The sequence below is a fragment of the Streptosporangium sp. NPDC006930 genome (assembly GCF_040635605.1).
In the GTDB taxonomy this organism is placed as follows: domain Bacteria; phylum Actinomycetota; class Actinomycetes; order Streptosporangiales; family Streptosporangiaceae; genus Streptosporangium.
In genome coordinates, this window is the sequence record NZ_JBEYID010000003.1 from 34,509 (window position 1) to 55,884 (window position 21,376).

The 21,376-nt window shown below is 71.5% G+C and carries 15 protein-coding genes; 9 read left to right on the plus strand and 6 right to left on the minus strand.

Features of this window, described 5'->3' with window-relative positions; genetic code table 11:
* Positions 1-5: 5 nt before the first annotated feature.
* The 3 genes from ABZ664_RS06650 (at position 6) to ABZ664_RS06660 (ending at position 3,476) form a co-directional block, all read left to right on the plus strand.
* The gene (locus ABZ664_RS06650) at positions 6-263 is read left to right on the plus strand and encodes an HPr family phosphocarrier protein (protein ID WP_350946511.1); all 258 of its coding nucleotides are present in this window, start codon (positions 6-8) and stop codon (positions 261-263) included.
* Positions 260-1,942, plus strand: a complete 1,683-nt coding sequence (gene ptsP / locus ABZ664_RS06655; RefSeq protein WP_362504033.1) for a phosphoenolpyruvate--protein phosphotransferase — start codon at positions 260-262, stop codon at positions 1,940-1,942. The genes ABZ664_RS06650 and ptsP overlap by 4 nt, the downstream gene beginning before the upstream one ends.
* A gap of 157 nt (positions 1,943-2,099) precedes the next feature.
* Positions 2,100-3,476 carry a glycoside hydrolase family 3 protein gene (locus ABZ664_RS06660; protein ID WP_362504036.1) on the plus strand — a complete coding sequence of 459 codons (1,377 nt, stop codon included), beginning with the start codon at positions 2,100-2,102 and terminating at the stop codon, positions 3,474-3,476.
* A 32-nt stretch (positions 3,477-3,508) separates the two neighbouring features.
* Here ABZ664_RS06660 and ABZ664_RS06665 read toward each other — a convergent pair whose 3' ends face one another.
* Both ABZ664_RS06665 and ABZ664_RS06670 read right to left on the minus strand, forming a co-directional pair.
* A complete protein-coding gene (locus ABZ664_RS06665; RefSeq protein ID WP_362504039.1) occupies positions 3,509-3,634 on the minus strand; it encodes a hypothetical protein in 126 nt (41 codons plus the stop codon).
* A 66-nt stretch (positions 3,635-3,700) separates the two neighbouring features.
* The gene (locus tag ABZ664_RS06670; RefSeq protein ID WP_362504042.1) at positions 3,701-8,326 is read right to left on the minus strand and encodes an HAD-IC family P-type ATPase; all 4,626 of its coding nucleotides are present in this window, start codon (positions 8,324-8,326) and stop codon (positions 3,701-3,703) included.
* An 82-nt stretch (positions 8,327-8,408) separates the two neighbouring features.
* Here ABZ664_RS06670 and ABZ664_RS06675 point away from each other — a divergent pair, with 82 nt between their 5' ends.
* The 6 genes from ABZ664_RS06675 (at position 8,409) to ABZ664_RS06700 (ending at position 15,605) form a co-directional block, all read left to right on the plus strand.
* Positions 8,409-9,485, plus strand: a complete 1,077-nt coding sequence (locus ABZ664_RS06675; protein ID WP_362504045.1) for a hypothetical protein — start codon at positions 8,409-8,411, stop codon at positions 9,483-9,485.
* Between the two features lie 714 nt (positions 9,486-10,199).
* Positions 10,200-10,844, plus strand: a complete 645-nt coding sequence (locus ABZ664_RS06680; RefSeq protein WP_362504048.1) for an HAD family phosphatase — start codon at positions 10,200-10,202, stop codon at positions 10,842-10,844.
* A 178-nt stretch (positions 10,845-11,022) separates the two neighbouring features.
* Positions 11,023-11,529: a hypothetical protein gene (locus tag ABZ664_RS06685; RefSeq protein WP_362504051.1), complete on the plus strand. Its 507-nt coding sequence runs from the start codon at positions 11,023-11,025 to the stop codon at positions 11,527-11,529.
* A gap of 360 nt (positions 11,530-11,889) precedes the next feature.
* Positions 11,890-12,519 (plus strand): HAD hydrolase-like protein, encoded by a 630-nt coding sequence (locus ABZ664_RS06690; protein ID WP_362504053.1) that lies wholly within the window; start codon positions 11,890-11,892, stop codon positions 12,517-12,519.
* 133 nt (positions 12,520-12,652) lie between these two features.
* Complete coding sequence (locus tag ABZ664_RS06695; RefSeq protein WP_362505090.1) at positions 12,653-13,387, plus strand: haloacid dehalogenase-like hydrolase; 735 nt, start codon at positions 12,653-12,655, stop codon at positions 13,385-13,387.
* 238 nt (positions 13,388-13,625) lie between these two features.
* Positions 13,626-15,605, plus strand: coding sequence for an acetoacetate--CoA ligase (locus tag ABZ664_RS06700; RefSeq protein ID WP_362504056.1), 1,980 nt, complete (start codon positions 13,626-13,628; stop codon positions 15,603-15,605).
* Positions 15,606-15,824: 219 nt separating this feature from the next.
* Here ABZ664_RS06700 and ABZ664_RS06705 read toward each other — a convergent pair whose 3' ends face one another.
* The 4 genes from ABZ664_RS06705 to ABZ664_RS06720 all read right to left on the minus strand — a co-directional run bounded on the left by ABZ664_RS06705 (position 15,825) and on the right by ABZ664_RS06720 (position 21,373).
* The gene (locus ABZ664_RS06705; RefSeq protein WP_362504059.1) at positions 15,825-17,345 is read right to left on the minus strand and encodes an FAD-binding oxidoreductase; all 1,521 of its coding nucleotides are present in this window, start codon (positions 17,343-17,345) and stop codon (positions 15,825-15,827) included.
* Between the two features lie 75 nt (positions 17,346-17,420).
* Positions 17,421-18,878, minus strand: a complete 1,458-nt coding sequence (locus ABZ664_RS06710; protein ID WP_362504062.1) for an NADH-ubiquinone oxidoreductase-F iron-sulfur binding region domain-containing protein — start codon at positions 18,876-18,878, stop codon at positions 17,421-17,423.
* The gene (locus ABZ664_RS06715; RefSeq protein WP_362504065.1) at positions 18,875-19,714 is read right to left on the minus strand and encodes a hypothetical protein; all 840 of its coding nucleotides are present in this window, start codon (positions 19,712-19,714) and stop codon (positions 18,875-18,877) included. The genes ABZ664_RS06710 and ABZ664_RS06715 overlap by 4 nt, the downstream gene beginning before the upstream one ends.
* A 144-nt stretch (positions 19,715-19,858) precedes the next feature.
* Positions 19,859-21,373, minus strand: coding sequence for a DUF1996 domain-containing protein (locus ABZ664_RS06720; RefSeq protein WP_362505093.1), 1,515 nt, complete (start codon positions 21,371-21,373; stop codon positions 19,859-19,861).
* Between the last annotated feature and the right edge of the window lie 3 nt (positions 21,374-21,376).

The window sequence follows — 21,376 nt, forward strand, 5'->3', positions numbered from 1 at the left end:
AACACGTGGCCGAGCGCCAAGTCATCGTCAAGTCGGAGGTCGGCCTGCACGCCAGACCCGCCGCGACGTTCGTCCAGACGGCCGCCAAGGCGTCCCTGGACGTCACCGTCGCCAAGGGGGGCGGCGAGCCGGTGAACGCGAAGAGCATCCTGGGGGTCCTCTCGCTCGACGTCAGGGAGGGTGACACCGTGGTGATCAGGGCGGAGGGTGAGGGAGCCGACGAGCTCGTCGACCGGCTGGCCGACATCGCGTCGGCGCCGTGAGCACACTCACCGGGGTGGGTGTCAGCCCCGGGGTCGGTGTCGGCCCCGCCCACGTGCTCGCGTACGAGGCGACCGTCCCCGCCCCTGACTCCCGGCACGGCGGGGACGCGGAGGCGGAGCTGGCCAGGGCGGGGCGGGCGCTGGAGCGGGTCGCCGCCGACCTGGAGGAGCGGGGGATCCGCGTCGGAGGCGAGGCGAGGGAGATCCTGGAGGCGCAGGCCATGATGGCTCGTGACCCCGGCCTGGCCGACGGGGTGGCGAGGCTGGTCGAGGCGGGCACCTCCGCGGCCCGCGCGGTCTACGAGGCGTTCGGCCACTACCGCGACCTGCTCGCCGCGGCCGGGGGATACCTCGGCGCGCGCGTCGCGGACCTGGACGACATCAGGGACCGTGCCGTCGCGGTGATCGAAGGCAGGTCGATGCCCGGCGTGCCCACCGGCACCGGGCAGCCGTACGTCCTCGTCGCCCGTGACCTGGCGCCCGCCGACACGGCGCTGCTGTCTCCCGGCGTGGTGGCGGCCTTCGTCACCGAGCAGGGCGGGCCCACCGGCCACACCGCGATCCTCGCCCGCGCCCTGGGGGTGCCGGCCGTGGTGGCCTGCCAGGGGGTGACCTCGATCGTTCCGGGGACGCCGGTGCTGGTCGACGGGGCCTCGGGCCTCGTACGGCCCGCGCCCTCCGACGACGAGGTTCTCCGGGCGCGCGAGGCCGCCGCCGCGCGTAAGGCGGGACAGGCGTCCGCCAAGGGGCCGGGCAGGACCGCCGACGGGCACGCCGTGCCGCTGCTCGCCAACGTCGGCGGGCCGCGCGACGTGGCCGCCGCGCTGGAACACGGGGCCGAGGGGGTCGGGCTCTACCGGACCGAGTTCCTCTTTCTCGACCGGGCCGAGGCGCCCTCCGAGCAGGAGCAGGAGGCCGCCTACCGGGAGGTGCTGGACGCCTTCCCCGGCGGCAGGGTGGTCGTGCGGACCCTCGACGCGGGAGCCGACAAGCCCCTCGCCTTCCTGCCGCCGGGAGCGCACGAGCCCAACCCGGCGCTGGGGGAGCGTGGGGTGCGGCTGTTCAGGACGCACCCGGAGATCATGGACACCCAGCTCGCCGCGCTGGCCGCGGCGGCCTCACGCTCGTCGGCGAGGCTCCAGGTGATGGCGCCGATGGTGGCCACCGCCGAGGAGGCCGCCTGGTTCGCCGACGCCTGCGACGCGGCGGGGCTGCCGTCGGCGGGTGTGATGATCGAGATCCCGTCGGCGGCCCTGCGCGCCGCCGACCTGGCGGTCCGTGCCGGTTTCTTCTCCATCGGCACCAATGACCTCGCCCAGTACGCCCTCGCCGCCGATCGGCAGCTGGGCGCGCTGGCCGGGCTCCAGGAGGCCTGGCAGCCCGCGCTGCTCGACCTGGTCGCCCTGGCCGCGGCGGGCGCCGCCGAGCGCGGGAGGCCGTGCGGGGTCTGCGGTGAGGCCGCGGCCGATCCCACCCTCGCCTGCGTCTTCGTCGGGCTCGGGGTCACCTCGCTGTCGATGTCCGCCCCCGCGCTGCCCGCCGTACGGGCCGCGCTGGCGCGCCACACGCGGCAACAGTGCCACCTCGCCGCCGTCGCGGCGCGGGCCGCCTCCTCTGCGGGGGAGGCGCGCGCCGAGGCGCGCTCGCACCTGCCCGGCCTCGCCGATCTCGGCCTCTGACGTGGGCGGATCCCCTTCACGGATGGTGGAGTACGGGATGGAACGCGCGGCGGGGACCCGGCAGGTGAGGGGCGTGTGACCGGTGGTGACCGAGGGGATGCGGAGGCAGCGGTGCGCGAGCCCGGATAGCGTAAGCGGCATGGCTCGGTGGACACGTGTGACGGGTATCGCAGTGATCGCGACGATGATGGCGGGATGTGCCGAGGCGGGGACGGCCGCTCCACCCACCTCCGGTGCCACGCGGGCGGGCGAGACCTCCGCGAACGCCGACGCGGCGGCACCCACCGGCACGACCGCTGTGACCCCCGGGGCCGCTGTGACCCCTGAGACCCCAGGTACCCCAGATCCCTCCGCTCCCCCCGCGGCCTCCGCGACGGCGGAGGCGCCGGGCGTGGAGGGCGTGCTCGCCTCGATGAGTGTGGAGGAGAAGGTCGGCCAGCTGTTCATGCCCGTGCTGTACGGGCCGTCGGCCGACACGGCGTCGGGGGAGAACCAGGCGAGGTTCGGCGTGGACACCCCGGCGAAGATGGTCGCCCGCTATCGCCCCGGCGGGGTGATCCTCTTTCCCTGGGCGGGCAACGTGAAGAATGTGCGGCAGGTCGTGGCGCTGACCAACGGGCTGCAGAAGGCGTCTCCCGAGATCCCGCTCCTGATCGGCACCGACCAGGAGAACGGCAAGGTCTCCCGTCTCGCCCCCCTGGTGACCCCCCTGCCCGGGGCCTCGGTCATCGGCGCGACCGGCGACGTCTCGCTGGCACGCCGGGCCGCCAGGGTGACGGGCACCGAACTGCGCGCCCTGGGCGTGAACCTCGACTTCGCGCCCGTCGCCGACGTCAACCTCAACCCGCGCAACCCGGTGATCGGCCCGCGCGCGTACGGCTCCGACCCGAAGAAGGTGGCGCCGATGGTCGCCGCCGCCGTGCAGGGCTTCCACGACGCGGGAATCGGGGCGACGGCGAAGCACTTTCCCGGTCACGGCGACACCGGCGTCGACAGCCACACCGGCCTGCCGGTGATCAAGCACTCCCGGTCCCAGTGGGACAGGCTGGACGCTCCGCCGTTCGCTGCGGCGATCGGTAAGGACGTCGACGCGATCATGAGCGCGCACGTCGTGATGCCGAAGCTCGATCCCTCGGGGGACCCCGCCACCCTCTCCAAGCCGATCCTGACCGGGCTGCTCCGCGAGAAGCTCGGCTTCGACGGGGTCGTCTCGACCGACGCACTGGACATGGCGGGGGTGCGCAAGAAGTATCGCGACGGGGAGGTCGCGGTACGGGCGATCCAGGCAGGGGTGGACCTGCTGCTCATGCCGCCGGACTACCGCGAGGCCCGTCGGGCACTGCTCGCCGCCGTGGCGTCCGGAAAGATCTCCGAGGCGCGGCTCGATCAGTCCGTCCGGCGACTGCTGAAGCTGAAGGCCGCTCGCGGCCTGCTGAACAAGGCGCCGGTCGCCGACCCGGTCAAGGCCGAGCGGGTGCTTCGCTCGGCCGAGCATTTCAAGGTCGCCCGGCTCATCACCTCACGAGCCCGCTGAGCGGGATCCCGAGGCGTGCCGTCAGGGGTGGGTCAGGCGACCTGGAGGTTGCCGGTCCTGGCCAGCGAGACGACGAGCGACTGGATGATGCGCGTGAGCAGGGCCTCGATCAGCATGACGGCGGCCTTCGCGATTACGGTGGAGATGAATCCGTACATAGCAACCTCACAGGGAGAAAGGGGTCTTAATGCGATAATTCATACCAAAGGAGTACAAGTCACCAGTCATGAGGTTACCGTTTGGTGAACGTTCGGTGACAACCCCCGCCTCGACGCCTGGAAGGCCACCCCGGCCGCGGTCGTGGCGGCGGCGCTCCCCAGGGCGACGGTCCACCCCACGGGCCCCAGGTAGCGGCAGTCGAAGAACCGGCAGAGCCACGGGACCGAGACCGCCGCACCCAGGACGCCGAGGGAGAGCAGCGAGGCGAGAACGACCATGCGATCCCGGCTGCCCATCGCCAGGGTCTGCAGCAGCTGCGACGCCACGAGCGCGACCAGCCCCATGGAGTTCGCCCGCCCGTGCGTACCGGTCACCCTGCCGATCGACCAGGCCAGACCCGCCGCGCTCGCCGTGGTGGCGGCACGCAGGTAGATGTCGCGGGTCAAAGAGGCCCCCAGCGAGGCCTCGGGCCCCTCGTCGAGCAGCTTCTCCGGGCTGGTGGCCGTCGGAGGTCTGGAGGCCACCGCCATCGCGGGCAGCATGTCGGTGAGCAGGTTGACCAGCAGCAGCTGCCGGGCGTTCAGCACGTTCCCGCCGCTGATCAGGCTGGACCCGACCGCGAAGACGATCTCGCCGATGTTGCCGCCGAGCAGGATGCTGAGGGCGTCGCGGACCGAACTCCACATCGCCCTGCCCTCGATGATCGCGTCGACGATCGTCTCGATGCGGTCGTCGGTCACGACGATGTCGGCCGCCGCCCGCGCCGCCGGGGTGGCACGGGAGCCGAGGGCGATTCCCACGTCCGCGACCCGGATCGCGGGGGCGTCGTTGGCGCCGTCGCCGGTGACCGCGACCACCTTGCCGGTCCGGCGCAGGCAGCCGACGATCCGCGCCTTGTGCGCCGGAGTGGTCCTGGCGAAGACCGTCACCTCCGGCAGCGCCCCCACCAGGGCGTCGTCGTCCATCTCGTCCAGCTCGGGCCCCGTCATCACCTGCCCGCCGTTCAGCACGTTCAGCTCGACGCCGATCGCCTCGGCCGTGCTCGGATGATCGCCTGTGATCATGATGACGTGTACGCCCGCCCTGGTGAGGCGGCCGACGCTCTCGGCGGCCGTGGGCCGCACGGGGTCGGCGAGGCCGAGGAACCCGAGGAAGCACAGCTCCTGGATGCGGGACTCGTCGAGATCGCGGCGGTTGGAGGCGGGGCGCTCCGCGACCGCGAGCACCCGGTAGCCCTGCCGGGCGAGCTGGTCGAGCTCTTTTTCGATCTCCGCCACGAGATGGTCCGCGAGGGGGACCACCTGGCCGTCGCGAAGAATGGACGTGCACCGGGTGACCACGACCTCGGGAGCGCCCTTGACGCTCAGCAGCGGGCCGGAGCCGCCCTTGCCGAGTACGGCGTGGTAGCCGCGCCCCGGCTCGAAGGGGAGCTCGTCGATCCGCTCCCAGCTCCCGGTCCCCTTCTCGGTCACGCCCAACTGCTCGGCCCCCTTGAGCACGGCACGGTCGGTGGGATGCGGGACGGAACGCCCCTCGCCGTGCTTGGGGCAGGCGCGCACCCCCGCGGTCACGACGTACCTCAGCTCGGGCGTCAGGTCCTCCACGGTGCGCTCGTCCTGCACGTCGGAGACGCACCGCAGGCTGATGCGCCCCTCGGTGAGGGTTCCCGTCTTGTCGAAACACAGGACGTTCACCCGGCCGAGTGCCTCGATCGTGGAGGGATTGGGCACCAGGGTCTTGCGGGTCGACAGCCGCCGCGCGGAGGCGAGCTCCGCGACCGAGGCGACGAACGGCAACCCCTCGGGTACGGCGGCGACGGCGAGACTCACCGCCGGCGCGAGCGCCTGCGCCGCGGGGCTGCCGCGCAACAGGTCGGCGGCGAGCAGGACGACGCCGGATCCGACCGCGACAGGAAGGACCCGCCGGCTCAGCTCCCGCAGCCGCAGCCGCACACCCGAGGCCGGAGGCTGCTCCGCGGCGAGCCTGGCGGTCCTCGCCGCCTCGGTCGACTCGCCCGCCGCGACCACCACGGCGAGCCCGCTGCCGGCCGCCACCGTCGTCCCCTCATAGACCATCGAGGTCCGGTCGGCGACGGCGGGCGCGTTGACGGGCTTCGGCGACTTGGTGACGAGCTGCGACTCGCCGGTCAGGGGGGCCTCGTCGATCTCCAGGCCCAGCGCCTTGAGCACGCGGCAGTCGGCCGGCACGGTGTCACCCGCGCGCAGCTCGATCACATCGCCGGGTACGAGGTCCTCGATGGTCGCGTTCACCTGCTTGTGGGGGTGAGCGGCGCTCGCCTTCTCGTGAGGGCCGGGATCGGAAGGTGGAGCCGATCTCGCACGCTTGCCCGGTGCGAGGTCCTTGGCGGTCGCGTTCGCCTGATCCTGGGGGCGGCGCAGCCGTACGGGAATCGCCACCGCCTCGGTCAGGCGGTGCAGCGCCCGATCGGCCCTGTATCGCTGGCTTCCTCCGATGAGAGCGTTGGCGAGCACGACCGTGCCGATCATCACCGAGTCGGAGACCGATCCGACCATGGCCGACAGGCCCGCCCCGGCCGCCAGAACGGGGGTGAGCGGGTTGGCCAGCTCCTCGGCGGACACGTGGAGCAGCGAATCGGGGCCCTTGGGCTCTCCCGACCCCTTGGCGGACCTGCGCCGCCTGGCCTCGGCCTCGCTGATCCCTTCGGCCGACGAGCCCAGCAGGGCCAGGACCTCCTTGGCCGGCATCGCGTGCCAGGGGGTCGTGTCGATCAGGACCGGCGGCGTCTCCTGCCCGGCGTGCCAGCCCGCCCACCCGCCCGCGACGAGGGCGGCCAGTGACGTGCAACTGCTCGCGAGCTGCGCCTTGTTCTGGGAGTTCTCCGCCGGTCCGAGGGTCGTCAACACGCCTCCGGCCACGGTTCCCGCGGTGGTGAGCCACACACAGCGTTCGCTCGTCCTCCTCGCGGGCCCCAGGCAGCTCAGGAGCAGGTGAACCTCTTCAAGATCGGCGATCACGTCCGCGTCCCAGGGCACCCGGCCCGAGCGGCGCAGCACGCCGATACCCAGGTCGGCCTGGGCGAGCGCGGCCATGCGGCGCTCCGACACCACGGCGACCCCGTGACCCGCCGCCTGGAGGGCGCGGACCGACCGGGCGAGCCGGGAACCGCCCGGCACGATCTCGTCGATGCCGAGCCGCAGGCCGAGTTCGGCGTCGCCTCCCGCGAGCGCCACGGCGCACGCACCCCTGGCCGCGGCGACGATCGCGTCGGCGAGCGGGTCGACCTGCGGCGCCATGCCGACCAGGGCGACGGGAACGCCCTTCCTCGTCACGCGAACGGCCCGGATCCCCCGGACCTCCCAGTCCCTGGCATCCTCCGTGACGAGCCCGGCGGGACCCGCGAGGGGTTCGGCCTTCCACGTGTCGCGCTCCCTCCGCGCGCCGGGGTCGTCGACGTCGATCAGGGTGAGCAACCGCGCACGCAGCACGTCGAGACCCTCGCCGTTCGCGGAGTCCGCGTCACCGAGGGGGATGATGCGGTCGATCTCCCACGAACCGGTGCCGAACACGTCGGCGTCGAGGATGACCGTGTCGATGCCGTCCATGCGGCGCAGGGCACGATTGTTGAGAACGATCGCACCGCGTCTCGCCATGGCGCGCCCGATCGCGACCGCGAAGAACTCGCGGCCCAGTTTCGCGGCCTTGGGCGTCGTCGCGGTGAGCATGGCGACGGCACGCGCGTGGCCGTCGCCGAGAAGGTACGTCAGCCCGGAGGCGCCGGCCGCCACAGGGCTCCCGACACGCTCGAACCGATCCACCGGGCTGTGGGTCATGGGCGCGGGACGAGGTCTCCTCGCGGTACGGATGTGGCGGTAGGAGCCCTTTCTCGACGCCAGTTCGTGCTGGCGCGCCTCCCAGGCCCGCCGCGTGTCGCGCGCCTCGGCGTAGCGGCCGGCGGCGGTGATCGACTGGACGAGCATCTCCACCCGGCGCAGCGCCAGCGTGTGGGTGATGATGTTCGCCGTCGCGAACAGGTTGACGGTGGCCGAAGCACCGATGCGGCGCTCCACCTCGTGGCGGACTCTCGGGGTGGACTCGGCCAGGCCCAGCAGGGCGGGAAAGATCGGTGGGATCGACGGGGCGCGCATCGCCTGCCCGGCGAACGCCACGCCCGCCCCGATCAGGTTCGCGCCGAGCCGGATGCCGGCACGGGTGTGCCGCTCCACCAGCCTGGAGGTATGGTGCTCCGCCAGCCTGGAGGCGACGAACCTCAGTGCCGGAGACGAGGTCTCGTCGGAATCGGTGTCCTCTTCCTCCTCGGCTTCCTCTTCCAGTTCCAGATCGTCGGTCAGGTCGTCGGTCAGATCGTCGCCCGCACCCTCGTCGTCGAATGCGTCGATGATCGCCATCAGCCTCTCCAGGTCGACCAGACCCCTGTCACACCCCACGAAGACGGAGCCGAGGACACCGTTGACCTCCGCTCGCTCGACCCCCTCCAGCTTCAGCAGGGCGTTCTCCAGCCGCCGGGCCTTGGAGTCGCTCCCCGGAGCGCCGATCACGCGCAGATCGACATGGAGCCCTCCGGAACAGACACGCCTCCCACGCGAACGTGGCAGGGCGTTTCTGACCGCGCCGGGTACGACCTTGATCGCACCGGGCACGACGCTCCAGAGGGTTTCCGCGGGAACGGACAGCAGGCGGGGCACGAACATTCAGATCTCCAGCAGACAAGATGACGGGGCCGATCAAGCCTTTGTTGACGCGTGGCCCGATCGGCCCCATCGCTGCGATTACTTGGACGACTTCCCGGAGGTCGACCCCTTCGAGCGAGAGGCGGACGGTGTCGCCCGGGACGCGGAGCTCGCGGTGCGAGAAGTGGACGCCGACGCGCGAGCCCGCGAAGTGGGCGTCGCGGCCCGTCGCGACGTGGACTTCGTGGTCCGTGATGCCGGTTTAGTGGTCCGTGCCGCGGGCTTCGCGGCCCGGGACGCGGGCTTCGCGGTCCGTGAGCGTGAGGCGGACGTGCCGGTGCGGGAAGCTCCGCTCGTGGTTCGTGAGGTGGTGCTTCCCGTGCGGCTCGCGGTGGTGCGGGTCCGCGAAGTGGGGCTCGTGGCCCGGGAGGCCGAGGCGGCCGCCCGGGACGCGGCGCCGGTCGCGCGCGAGGCGGCACCCGCCGCGCGTGAGGCGGTACCGGTCGCGCGTGAGGCGACGGTGCCCGCCGCGCGGGTCGCGGCACCCGCGGTGCGTGACGCGGCGCTACGGGTCTGTGAGGTGGTGCTTTTCGCGCGGGATGTTGGTTTCGCGGTCCGTGAGGCGCTGCTCCCTGTGCGGCTCGTGGTGGTGCGGGTCCGTGAGGTGGGGCTCGTGGCCCGGGACGCGGCGCCCGCCGCGCGTGAGGCGGTGCGGGTCGCGCGTGAGGCGGCGGTGCCCGCCGTGCGGGTCGCGGTATCGGCTGCCCGGGACGCGGCACTCGCGGTACGTGACGCGGCGGTGCCCGCGGCTCGGGAGACGGTGCTCGCGGCCTTGGAGGCGGTGCGTGACGCGGACGCCGCCGTACGGGAGGGTGTGGTCCGGGACGTGGTGCCTCCCGTGCGAGACCGAGACGTGGAACCGGTCGTCCGGGTCCGTGAGGTGGTGCCTCCCGTGCGAGAACGGGATGTGGTACCGGTCGTCCGGGTCCGGGATGTCGAACGCGTCGTCGGGGACGTGGCGCCTCCGGACGAGGAGGCGGATGTCGAGGGTCTGGAGACCGGGCTCGACGACCCGTTCTTCCCGCGCGCACGTTGCGCGATCAGCGTTCCGACCCCGATGGCCGCCGCTACCGGCCATTCGAGCAATCCAGCCACCGCGAGAGCGCCGAGTCCTCCGTAGTAGGCGATGCGCTCGGCCGGTGGGAGGAAGGACCTGGCCGTGTCCATGGCCTGTCCCGCCTCCTGCCTGCTGACATGCGGCAAGTGAACATGCGGAGGCCGCAGCTGCACGGTCATCATCGGAAGTTTGAGCGTTAACGATTTGCCGTCCTGTTTCCTGCCTGCCTGGGCATGCGTGGTGGACGTCGCGGATGTGGTCGGTCGCTGTGCCGTACGGGCGCGCGACCGGCTCGCCTGAGCTACTGCCATGATCCCTCCTCATGGGAACCGAGGGAAGCTGCAAATGGAGCCCGCAGGAGGTCGATCATGCCTTCTACGTGCGGTTATATGGCCTGAGTGCCATTCTCGTAATCTTCCTCGTATTGAGGCTGCGAAACGCGTAACGGCCGTTGAATCGGATGTTAGGGGAGGAATCTCCGGCCCTTCGTGATCGCGCTCTGTCTGCTTAGGGATGTTTTAGGAGATATGCGAGCTGAGCTCGCAGTGGGCGACGGTTCGTGAACCACGGCCGGATCGTCGAAGGCGCGCGGCGCGCGGACTCACTCCTACAGTGCCGAGAGCGAGGCGTCGTCGGACGATCCCGTGCCACCACGGACCCGGATGGCGCGGTCGACGGCCTCGCGCGCCGTCCTCGGAGCGACGACCTCGACAGAGGCGGTCGCCCGTGTCCATCGGTCCGCGCCTAACCTGGAAACCGTTACGGCAAGGAGGAGAGATGCTGAAGGGCGTGCTGATCGACTGGGGCGGTGTGCTCACCGTCGATCTCACCGAGGCGGTCGCCGAGTGGATCGTCGCGGAGAGACTCGATGAGGCCCACTACCGCGAGGTGATGCGTGAACTCATCGTTCACGCGTACGAGAACACGGAGAACGGCGAGAACGCCATCCACGCCCTGGAGCGCGGAGAGATCTCCGGCCTGGACTTCGAACGTGACCTGGCGGCCAGACTGATCACGACGGACGGCGTGCCACCGGCCGCCGAGGGGCTGCTGAACAGGATGTTCTCCCGCTTTCACAGGGTCGAGCCGATGTACGAGATGCTCCGTGAGGCCCGCGCGGCGGGGCTGCGCACCTGCCTGCTCTCCAACTCCTGGGCGAACGAGTATCCCCGCGAGGGCTGGGATGACTTCTTCGACGAGGTCGTCATCTCGGGGGAGATCGGCATGCGCAAGCCCGAACCCAGGATCTTCGAGCACGCGCTCGGCAGGATCGGCCTGGCCGGGGAGGAGTGCGTGTTCGTCGACGACGTCAAGGCCAACATCGAGGCCGCCCGGCGGCTCGGAATCGTCGGCGTGCACCACCGCGACCCCGAGCTGACCATCGCCGAGTTGGAGACCCTGCTCCAGGTCTCGCTGCGCTGACCTGTCCCGCTCACCTCTCACCCTGTCACCGTGCCCGATGCCCAGGCCGCGGGTCGCCGTCCTCGGATCGTGCCGCTCCGCGCGGGTGGTAACACCGGGGGGCGCCGATGCTGGCACACTCGATGCGTGAATCGGCGCCGAACCGGTGCCGATGTCGGAGAGATAGATCGAGGCATGGATGCGCGTCTACCTGCCGTGTACGCTTCCGGCGCTGGCCCGCGTGGCCACCGTGGGGGAGCTGGGTCCGGCCCCGCTGACCGGCTACGCGGTGACCCCCGCGTTGACCGAGTGGTACGCCTCGGGTGACACCGAGGAACTGGAGTACGTCGCCCTGACCGAGGCGGCCAGGCATTCCCTGCGGATGCTCGCCGCCGACCGCGCCGACGGGGTGGAGGTCGCCGCGCGGCGGGTGGTCATCGCCGTCGACGTGCCGGAGAGTGACGTGAGCGCGAGCACCGACCTGGAGGCGCGCGCCCAGGTGCGGCTCGCCGCGGCGGTCCCGCTGAAGTTGGTCGCCGCGGTCCACGTGGACGACCTGCCCGCGGTGAAGGATGTCGAGGCCGCTCTCGCCGCGCTGCCCGCGGCCGATCGCGGCGACGACGACGCCCGCTTCACCGTGGACGGCGCCGAGGCGAACGAACTCCTGTGGTACGCCACCCAGGAGATCCCCGACCTGGTCGGCTGACCTTCTTCCTCCGAAGCCCGAAGCCCGAAGCCCGAAGCCCGGAGCCCGAAGCCCGGAGCCCGAAGCCCGAAGCCCGGAGCCCGGAGCCCGAAGCCCGGAGCCCGGGGTGCGTGCGGTGTCCGGGGTGCGGTGTCCGAAGCGCGGCGTCCGAAGCGCAGATTCCAGGGTGCGGAGCCCGGGTGCGGCGTCTGAAGCGTGGCGTCCGGGGCGCGGCTTCCGGAGTCTCGCGTCCTCTCCCTCGGGCCCCGGGGCCCGAGGGAGATTCCCCTGTCGTGAGCACCTCCGAGGGGCCGTCGAGCGGGCCGGCTTCCCTGTCGCGGCGCCGATCCGGCGGGAAATTTCGCTATTCTGGAGGGCAATATGAGACACATTGTTTGGGATTGGAACGGCACGCTGTTTCACGACATCGACGCCGTCGTCGGTGCGACGAACGCGGTGTTCGAGCCCTACGGGCGTTCCTACGATGCCGACAGTTTCCGCGCGGTCTACACGCGCCCGATCTGGACCGCCTACGAGCGCATGCTCGGCCGTGCCCTTGAGGACGGCGAGTGGGAGAGGCTCGACCTCAACTTCCACGAGAACTACCACCGGCTGATGCTGGAGTGCGGGCTCGCCGCCGACGCCCTCTCCACCCTGCGGAGCTGGGAACGCGCGGGGGGCAAGCAGTCTCTGCTGTCCATGTGGGCGCACGAACGGCTGGTTCCCAAGATCGCGGAGTTCGAGATCGACCACCACTTCACCCGGATCGACGGCCTGCGCGGTGTCCCCGGCGGCCACAAGGCCGAATCCATGGTGGCCCATCTCGCCGCCCTCGGCGTCGACCCGGCCGATGTCCTCGTCATCGGCGACAGCCTGGACGACGCGCACGCCGCTCAGCACGTCGGGGCGCGCGCGGTCCTCTACACCGGTGGCATGACCAGCCGGACCGATCTGATGGCCTTCGGCGTCCCGGTCGTCGACACCCTGGAAAACGCACTCGACCACGCCTGAGGGCACCGAGGGCGCTGAGGACACTGACACGACCTCACGAGAACCGGCGAACGGATCCTTTCGGTATCGAAGGCGGTCACCGTACCCCCGGGGCCTTACCCTGGGCATCCACCCCCATTCCGGGAGGCCCCCGATCAACCGCCTCGTTCTCTGGAACATCGACCTCACGCTGGTCGACGTGTCGATCGTCACCCGTGAGGCATACGCGGAGGCGTTCCGCGCCGTCACCGGAAGGCCCCTGGTCAAACTGACCCAGGCCAACGGGCGTCCCGACTCGGAGATCGTGTTCGAGATGCTCGCCATCAACGGGATCGTCGCCGAAGACGACCATCTCCCCAGGTTCCTCGACGCGCTCGCCGAATCCTTCGGAGCCCGGCGCAGGCGCCTGGCCAAGGAGGGCCGGATGATGTCCGGCGCCCGCGACGCCCTGAAGGCCGTGGCGAGGCTCGACGGCGTGGTCCAGTCGGTGCTCACCGGCACGATCAAGAGCAACGCGGTGCACAAGCTGACCGCGTTCGGCCTCGACAGGCACATCGACTTCGAGATCGGCGGTTACGGCGAGGAGGTCTACCCCAAGGCGACCCTCCTGCAGGTCGCGCAGGGACGCGCCAAGCGGAAGTACGGGGCGACCTTCGACGGGCGGAACACGGTGCTGGTCGGCGACTCGGCCAGGGATGTCCAGGCAGCCAGGATCGCCGGGGCCGCGATGATCGGGGTCGCCTCGGGGCGTTCCCTCCCCGCCGAACTGCACGAGGCGGGAGCCGACGTGGTGCTGCCCGACCTCTCCAACCCCTCCGAGGTCGTCGCCGCCGTCGCCGGTCTCACCTCTCCGGCCCGGCGTGCCGGCCACTTCCCCGCGGACCGCTGACCTCCGGCCCCGGCGGCGACCAACGGCCGTACGAGGGCGAGTCACGCGGAGTCCGTCGCTGTCCGTCGCTGCCCGTCGTCGCCGATCGGCCCCACATGTCCGACGGCGATCCATGTCCCCGGCCCGATGCCGCTCGTTCCCTTCGAGAGGTCCGTACGTGGGCGCCCCACACTGGAGGTCCGGAGGGTGTGTGGCCCCGGGGGATGACATTCGGGTGGGGCACCGAGAGGATGGAGTCATGGTTGAGGAAGGTGCGCCGCTCTGGGAGCCGTCCCCGGAGATCGTGAGAAACGCCAAGGTCACCCGCTACGCGGAATGGCTGGGCCGGTCCGGTGACTACGAGTCCCTGTGGCGGTGGTCGGTCGACGCGCCTGAGGAGTTCTGGACGTCGATCTGGGACTACTTCGGGGTGGTGGGGGAACGCGGCGACGGGCCCGTCATGTCGGGGGGGATGCCCGGCACCGAGTGGTTCGCCGGGTCGACGCTGAACTACGCGGCGAACGCGCTGCGCGGGGCCGCGTCCGACCCAGGGCGGCTCGCGGTGGTCTCCCGCGACGAGGCGGGCGGGCGCCGGGCGCTCACCCTGGGAGAACTCGCCGAGGAGGTGGCGCGGGTCCGCACGGGGCTCGCCGCGCTGGGTGTCGGGCGCGGTGACCGGGTGGCGGCCTACCTGCCGAACGTCCCCGAGGCGCTGATCGCCTTCCTCGCGACCGTCTCCCTGGGCGCCGTCTGGTCCTCCTGCTCGCCCGACTTCGGCGCGCCCAGCGTGATCGACCGTTTCACCCAGATCGAGCCGAAGGTGCTCGTCGCGGTCGACGGCTACGACTACAACGGCAGGCGCTTCGACCGGAGCGCGGTCGTCCAGGACATCGCCGCCAAGCTGCCGACCCTGGTGGCGCGGGTGCGTGTCCCGGCCCAGGACGCGCTCGGCGCCGACACCTCCGGTACGGCGCAGGACGCGGCCGTGACCGGTGACGGCGTCCGTACGGTGAGCTGGGCGGAGGTACGCGCCGTCGCGGGACCGCTCGACTTCGAGCCGGTGCCGTTCGGGCACCCGCTCTGGATCGTCTACTCCTCGGGTACCACCGGGTTGCCCAAGCCGATCGTGCACGGTCACGGCGGTGTGGTGCTTGAGCACCTCAAGGCGCTCTCCTTCCACCAGGACCTGGGCGAGGGCGACGTCTTCTTCTGGTACACCACGACCGGCTGGATGATGTGGAACTACCTCGTCGGCGGCCTGCTGGTCGGTTCGGCGGTGGTGCTCTACGACGGGGCGGCGACCTACCCGGAGACCGGCGCGCTCTGGCGGCTCGCCGCGGAGGAAGGGGTCACCTACTTCGGTACGGGGGCTCCGTACGTGATCGCGTCCATGAAGGCCGGTCTGGAGCCGTCAGGTCTCGACCGGCTGCGTGGCCTCGGCTCCACCGGCTCGCCGCTGCCGCCCGAGGGGTTCGCCTGGGTGTACGACGTGATGCCGGAGGTCCAGCTCGGCTCGTTCTCCGGCGGCACCGACGTGTGCACCGGTTTCGTGGGCGCCGTACCGCTGCTCCCGGTCCGTGCGGGGGTGATCCCGTGCCGGTGCCTGGGGGCGAGGGTCGAGTCCTTCGACCCGTCGGGCGCCTCGGTGGTCGGCGAGGTGGGCGAGCTGGTGCTGACCCTGCCGATGCCCTCGATGCCGGTGATGTTCTGGAACGACCCCGACGGGTCCCGCTACCGCGACAGCTACTTCTCCGAGTATCCGGGCGTCTGGCGGCACGGCGACTGGATCAAGATCCTTCCCGACGGTGGCTGCGTGATCTACGGCCGCTCCGACTCGACCCTGAACCGGGGCGGTGTTCGGATGGGCACCAGCGAGTTCTACCGCGTGGTGGAGCGCTTCGAGGAGATCACCGACAGCCTGGTGATCGACACCGGCCAGCTCGGTCAGGAGGGTCGCCTGCTGCTGTACGTCACCATGGCCGAGGGGTCGCACCTGGACGACGATCTGGTCGGGCGCCTGCGCAGGGAGCTGAGGGAAGGCCTCTCGCCGCGACACGTACCGAACGAGATCATCGAGGTTCCCGGTATCCCCCGCACCCTCAGCGGCAAGAAGCTGGAGGTCCCCGTCCGCAAGATCCTCCTCGGCGCCGCCCCTACGATGGCCGCCAACCTCGACGCGATGGCCAACCCCGAGGTCCTGTCCTACTTCGTACCGGGAGCCGACGTCACCCGGCACTGACCTCCCAGGAATCACAGGCACGCGGCGCCGACCGCCCCGGAGCCACGCGGCGTCGACCGTTCAGGGATCGGTGCCACAGGGTACCGACCTCCCGGGGAGCGGTGTCACATGGCACCGGCCGCCCCTCGGGAGCGGCGTCACGCCGCTCCGGCCTCCGGGGGAGCGGCGTCGTACGACGGTGGCCGCCCCACGGGAGCGGTGTCACGCGGTCTTCGGAGGTCAGATCCCCTGGGGAAGGCGGAACAGGCGGCCCGGGTCACGGACGGCCTTGACCTGGGCGAGCCTGGTGGCGTTGCCCCCGTAGTAGGCGGCGCGCCAGCCGCCGAGCTCAGGGTCGACGTAGTTGACGTACGCGTGGTCGCCGAAGTGGGGCCGCATCGCCGTGCGCGCGGTCCTGGTCCAGGCCTTCGCTCCGAGGCGGTGGGCGTAGTACTGCACGCTGTAGAGGGCGGTCCGGTGCGGGAAGGCCGTGGCGTCGGGGCGGACCCTGGCGACGGCGCCACCGAGGGCGTCCAGCAGCACGGTGTGCTCGCCGGGGCGGGCCACCTGGGCGACGAGGGCCTTGGCCCCGGCCTCGGAGAGCGGACGGTAGGCCATGTGTGACTTGGCGGTGAAGTTGCCCCTGGACAGCCGCCCGCCCCGGGCCTGTCCGGGCAGGGTCGCGGGCAGACGGCACTCGGCGACCGAACGTGAGGCGCAGCCCGCCATGATGAGCATGGCCTGGCGGTAGGAGGTCTGGGTGACGGAACTCGACGACGGCGACCCGGCCGCGTCGGCGAGCCGGTCGAGCAGCCGTTCGCAGCCGGCCTTGCCGCCGAGGTAGAGCCCGACGACCTCCACGTCCGTCCCGCCGTTGCGGCTCAGGTGCATCCCCGACCACATGGCGTCGGGAGCCGAGGGAGCCCACGCCTGCCAGGCGCGCAGGGCCTTCACCGCCTTCGACCACGGCCAGTGCAGGAAGAACACCGTGACCTCGCGGGTGGGGTGGGTGCGGAACTCGAAGGAGACCGCCACGCCGAGGTTGCCCCCGCCGCCGCCCCGTGAGGCCCAGTACAGGTCGGCGTTGTGGTTCGCGTCGCAGGTCAGCAGCTGTCCGTCGGCCGTGACGATCTGGACCGACTCCATCACGTCGCAGGTCAGCCCGTACTTCCTGGAGACCACGCCGATGCCGCCGCCCAGGGTCAGCCCGCTCACCCCGACCGTCGCGCAGGTCCCTGCGGGGATGCTGACCCCGCTCGCGGCCAGCTTGTCGTAGATGTCGATCAGCTTGGCGCCCGCCCCGACGGTCGCGCGCCCCGAGGAGTGGGCGACCTTGTTCATCCGGGACACGTCGAGGACGAGACCGTTCCCGGTGGACCAGCCCGCGTAGGAGTGCCCGCCGGAGCGTACGGCGAGCGGCAGTTTCAACCGGCGCGCGAAGCCGACGCACTCGGCGACGTCGGAGGGGTTGGCGCAGAGGGCCACCCCCGCGGGCCGGATCACGTCGAAAGTGGGGTTGAACAGCTTCCTGGCGCCGGAGTACGCGGCGTCGCCGGGCCGGATGAGCTTGCCGTCCAGTCCGTCGGCGAGCGCTCGCCAGTCGGCGGGCCGTGGCGCGCCCGCGGCGCCCCTGGCGGTGGTGTCGGCCTGGGCGCCGTTCATGCCGACGGCGCCCAGGGGGGATACGCCCTGAGCGCCCAGCGTGAGGGCGGCGAGGCCGCCGGTTCGAAGGAATGCCCGCCTGTCCGGGGGGGTCGGCATGTTCTTACTCCCGAGATTCGGTGTCACCTGCCTGATAGGACGGCCACACCGCCCTTCAGGTTGATCACGTTCGCATCACGTCCTCTGCACCACGCGCAGCGCGAGGGCCGGGCACATCTCGACGGCCCTGCGGGCCATCCGCCGGAACTGGGCGGGTACGGTGTCGCGGCTGAACACCGGGTAGCCGTGCTCGTCGAGGTGGACGAGGTCGGGGGCGAGTTGCGCGCACAGGCTGTGGCCCTGGCAGCGGGTCCAGTCCACGGTGAGCTTCACCTCCGGCTCGTTCTCCTGCGGGGGCAGGGGGAGCACGCCGAGCACCGGGCGCCCGCAGCCGCCGCGCAGCAGGTGCTCCTCGATGTCCTCGGGGAAGGCGTCGAGCGCCGACAGCACGAACCTGGACGTTCCGTCGGGGTGGAAGCACGCTCCCCTGCCCTTCACGCTCGCGGACCTGCTTCGCAACTCGTCCAGGGCGGAGGCGGACCCGTTCACGAGCTCGGCCATCGACTGCGCGACGTCCGGGAGCCCGAGGCGGCAGGGGCCGCACTGCCCCGACGACTGGGCGGCGAGGTATCTCGCGACCCTGACCGTCTCGCCCAGCGGGCAGGTCTCCCCGCCGAGCGGCACGATGATCCCGGCTCCGAGCTGGCCGCCCGCCTCCGCGATGCCCTGACGGGAGACGGTCGCCACGGCCGCGGCGTCCGCGTGCAGCCACGCGCCGTGGTAGCCGCCGACCAGCACCCCGTCGCCGGTCGAGGCCTGGCAGGCGTCCAGGACCGCGTACAGCGGGGTGCCGGTCGCGACCTCGACCACGGCGGGGGCCTTGGCCGAGCCGCCCACGGTGAGCAGGACCGTCCCCGGCTCGCGTGCCGTGCCGACGTCGGCGTACCGTTCCGCTCCCAGGGTGGCGAGGACCGCGAGCTGGGCGTACGTCTCGGCGTTGGACAGCAGGGTGGGCAGCCCGTTCACGCCGCTCTCCACGGCCCGCACCTTGCGGCCGGGCGGCTCCCCGACCTGGCCGTTCACCGAACGGACCAGGGCGCCGCCCTCGCCGGAGATGAACCTCTCGACGATGCCGACCACCCGGACCCGGTCGGCGATGCCCCGCTCCTCGACCGCGGCGGCCACGGACGACTGGCCCATGCCGCCCTCGACGGTCGCGATCACGACCTGCTTGGCGCCGATCGCGTCCGCGGCGAGGAGGGCGCCCTCGATGACCAGGTGGGGAGTCCTGGTGAGAAGCATGGTGTCCTTGCTGCTCGCGGGCTCGCCCTCGGCCGCGTTGACCAGGACGATCTTGTCGGCCTTCTTGCCCATCACCGCGCGGACCTTGCGGGCGAAGGGGAACGCGGCCCCGCCCCGCCCGCGCATGTCCACCTCGTCGGCGAGCGCCGCGAGCTCCTCACCGGACATGGTCGGCGCGGTGCCGTGCATGTCGCGGTGTTCCGCGAGGTCCATCCTGCGGCGGTCGTCGAGCCCGGCGGTCAGCCTGGCCGGCCCCAGCCGGCGCACCGGGGGGACACGGTAGGGAATCATCCGACACCTCCGATACGGCGAAGCTCCGGCTGCTCCTCACGGACGATGCGCGGGATGCGGCCGACGATGCTCGTGGGCGGGGTCAGGCTCGTGGGCGAGGTCGTCTCCGCGGCGACGGGCACCGCCACCGGCGCCTCCTCGGGCACGAAGATCGGCTTGGGCTGCAGTTCGGAGATCACCCGGATCAGCAGGGCGGCTCCCACCGCGACCAGGCAGACCACGTAGCTCCAGGTCACCCACTCGGCGGGTGCGCGGCCCGCGGTCAGCCCGTGCAGGACCGCCATCGGCCACGCCAGGTAGGCGGAGCCGTGCAGCATGCGCCAGAGCCACGGCCTGCTGTTCTCCGCGAACCTGGCACGGGCGACCCCGGTGAGGAAGACGAGGATCATCAGGTCGGAGGCGATGGCGCCGAAGCCGACGTACAGGCCCTGGCCGCTCGCCGAGAGCGGGATCACGACGGAGGGGAGAGACGTCCTGCTTTCGATGATCTTCATCGTGACGTGGATGGCGAGGAAGCCCATGCCGACCATGGCGGTGGCCCGGTGGGCGAACTGCGACCGGATCCTGCCCAGGACGGGCAGCACGATCCGGTCGGCGGAGAGCAGGCCGAACGCCACGGTCACGGTGAGCGAGACGAGGGCGATCACGCCGGAGAAGAACGAGAAGACGCCGCGGACGGCGGCGGCCACCTCCATGCCGGGCGCCGTACGCCCGAGCATCAGGAGGCCGACCACGGAGACCGTGATCGTGACACCGAGGCCGATCCTGGCGGGCCTCTGGTCGAGGCTGATCCCGGCCTCGGACCGGGTGTGCCTCGGAGTCCGTCTGTTACCCACCTGTTGCTCCTGTCTGCGAAGCGGCTCGAACGACGTCTGCGTTCGAGGGGGATGGACTCTGATATCGCGAGATGCCGCCCCCCGTCTCCGCGGGGTGTGGAAGAGGCGCGGAGACGGGGAGCGGCGGTCCCGGGAGGGATTCCGTCAGCAGCGACGGTTCCTGTTGATGCAGTCGACCGCGAACCTCATGAGCCGGTCGGGCATCACGTTGGCGAAGTCGGCGTGGTCGGTGACGGGGTTGTGCCGTTGCTCGGGGAAGGCGTCCAGCGCGAAGGACGCGGTACGCGGTGTGGCGTAGAACAAGCTCATCCGTAGCTGCGGGATCGCCCTGGTGCCGGACGGGCAGGCGCCGTTCGCGTCGGGGAACACCACGTGCGTGCGGTGGTTCGCGCTGTCGTTGTTCTGGCCGTCCCAGCAGCTGGGGAAGTCCAGGATCCGGACGAGCAGGCTGCCGCGCGGGCAGAGCGGGTACTTGGTGGTGATCCGGTTGGTGAACCCGGTGCAGGTCCACTTGGCGAGGGCGTTCGCGCCGCCGTTGGTGGCGGCCTTGGCGTCGCCGGTGAGCATCCTGATGAAGCGCGGCATCGGGCTCACCCTGGAGACCGGGTTCCCGCGGAACTGCAGGTTCACCTGGCGGGCCCGCATGATGGTGCCGACGTTGCCGTCCGGGTCGCCTGCGTTGGCGTCGCTCGTACGGTCGCGAAGGACCGGCCAGAAGTAGGTCGAGCGGTCGTTGAACGCGCACGTGGTGCCCGCGGCGGCCAGTGACTGGTCCGTGGAGAAGGCGTCGGTCGACAGGTTGCCGACGTAGTCGTGGATGTGGTGGGCGCCGTTGGACACGCCGGGGGCCACGATGAAGTTGTCGGAGTTGTGGTGACCGTTCCTGTTCGTGCCGCACCGGGAGGTGAAGACGCCGCCGGAGCCGCCGCGCCGGGTCCGGACGTCCTGGAAGTTGCGCGGGACTCGCCGGATGTCGATGAAGTCCTCGGGGAACGGCCCGAGGTCGGCGCACTCGGCCTCCTCGCCGCCGGGCGGGGGAGCGGAGGTCTCACCGGGAGCCGGGTTCGCGGGCGGGTCGGCGGGCGGGGCGTCGGTCGGCGGAGTGTCGGCGGGGGGCTGGTCGGGGTTCTGCGAGGGCGCCTGGTTCGGCCGGCGGCGGGCGTTGGAGTCGTTACCGTTGCCGCCCAGGGTCTGTGCCTCCTGGTCGGCGAACTCGTCGGGGGTGGCGGGTTCGGTGGGAGAGGCCTGGATGAGGTTTCCGCCCGCGGGAGGCGCGTCGGCGGGCCGGTCCTGAGGGAGCTGATCCTGAGCCGGCTGGTTCTGAGCCGGTTGGTCTTGATCCGGCTGGTTCTGGGCGGGCTGGTCCTGGGGGGGAGCGTCCTGTGGGAGTTGGTCCTGGGCCGGCTGGTCCTGCGGAGGAGTGTCCTGCGCGGGCTGGTCCTGGTTCTGGCCCTGATCCTGTTGGCTCTGATTCCGGTTCTGCCGGTTCGGGTCCTGCTGACTTCGCTGGTTCTGCTGGTTCTGGTTCTGGTTCTGTTGTTCGGCGGGGTCGCAGTGATCACCGTAGGCGGGGGTCGTGACCGCCACCGTGAACGTGACGGTGGTGAGCGTGCTGGCGGCCAGTGCCAGCGCCGACAGGGAGACGAGCGAGCGTTTCATGAT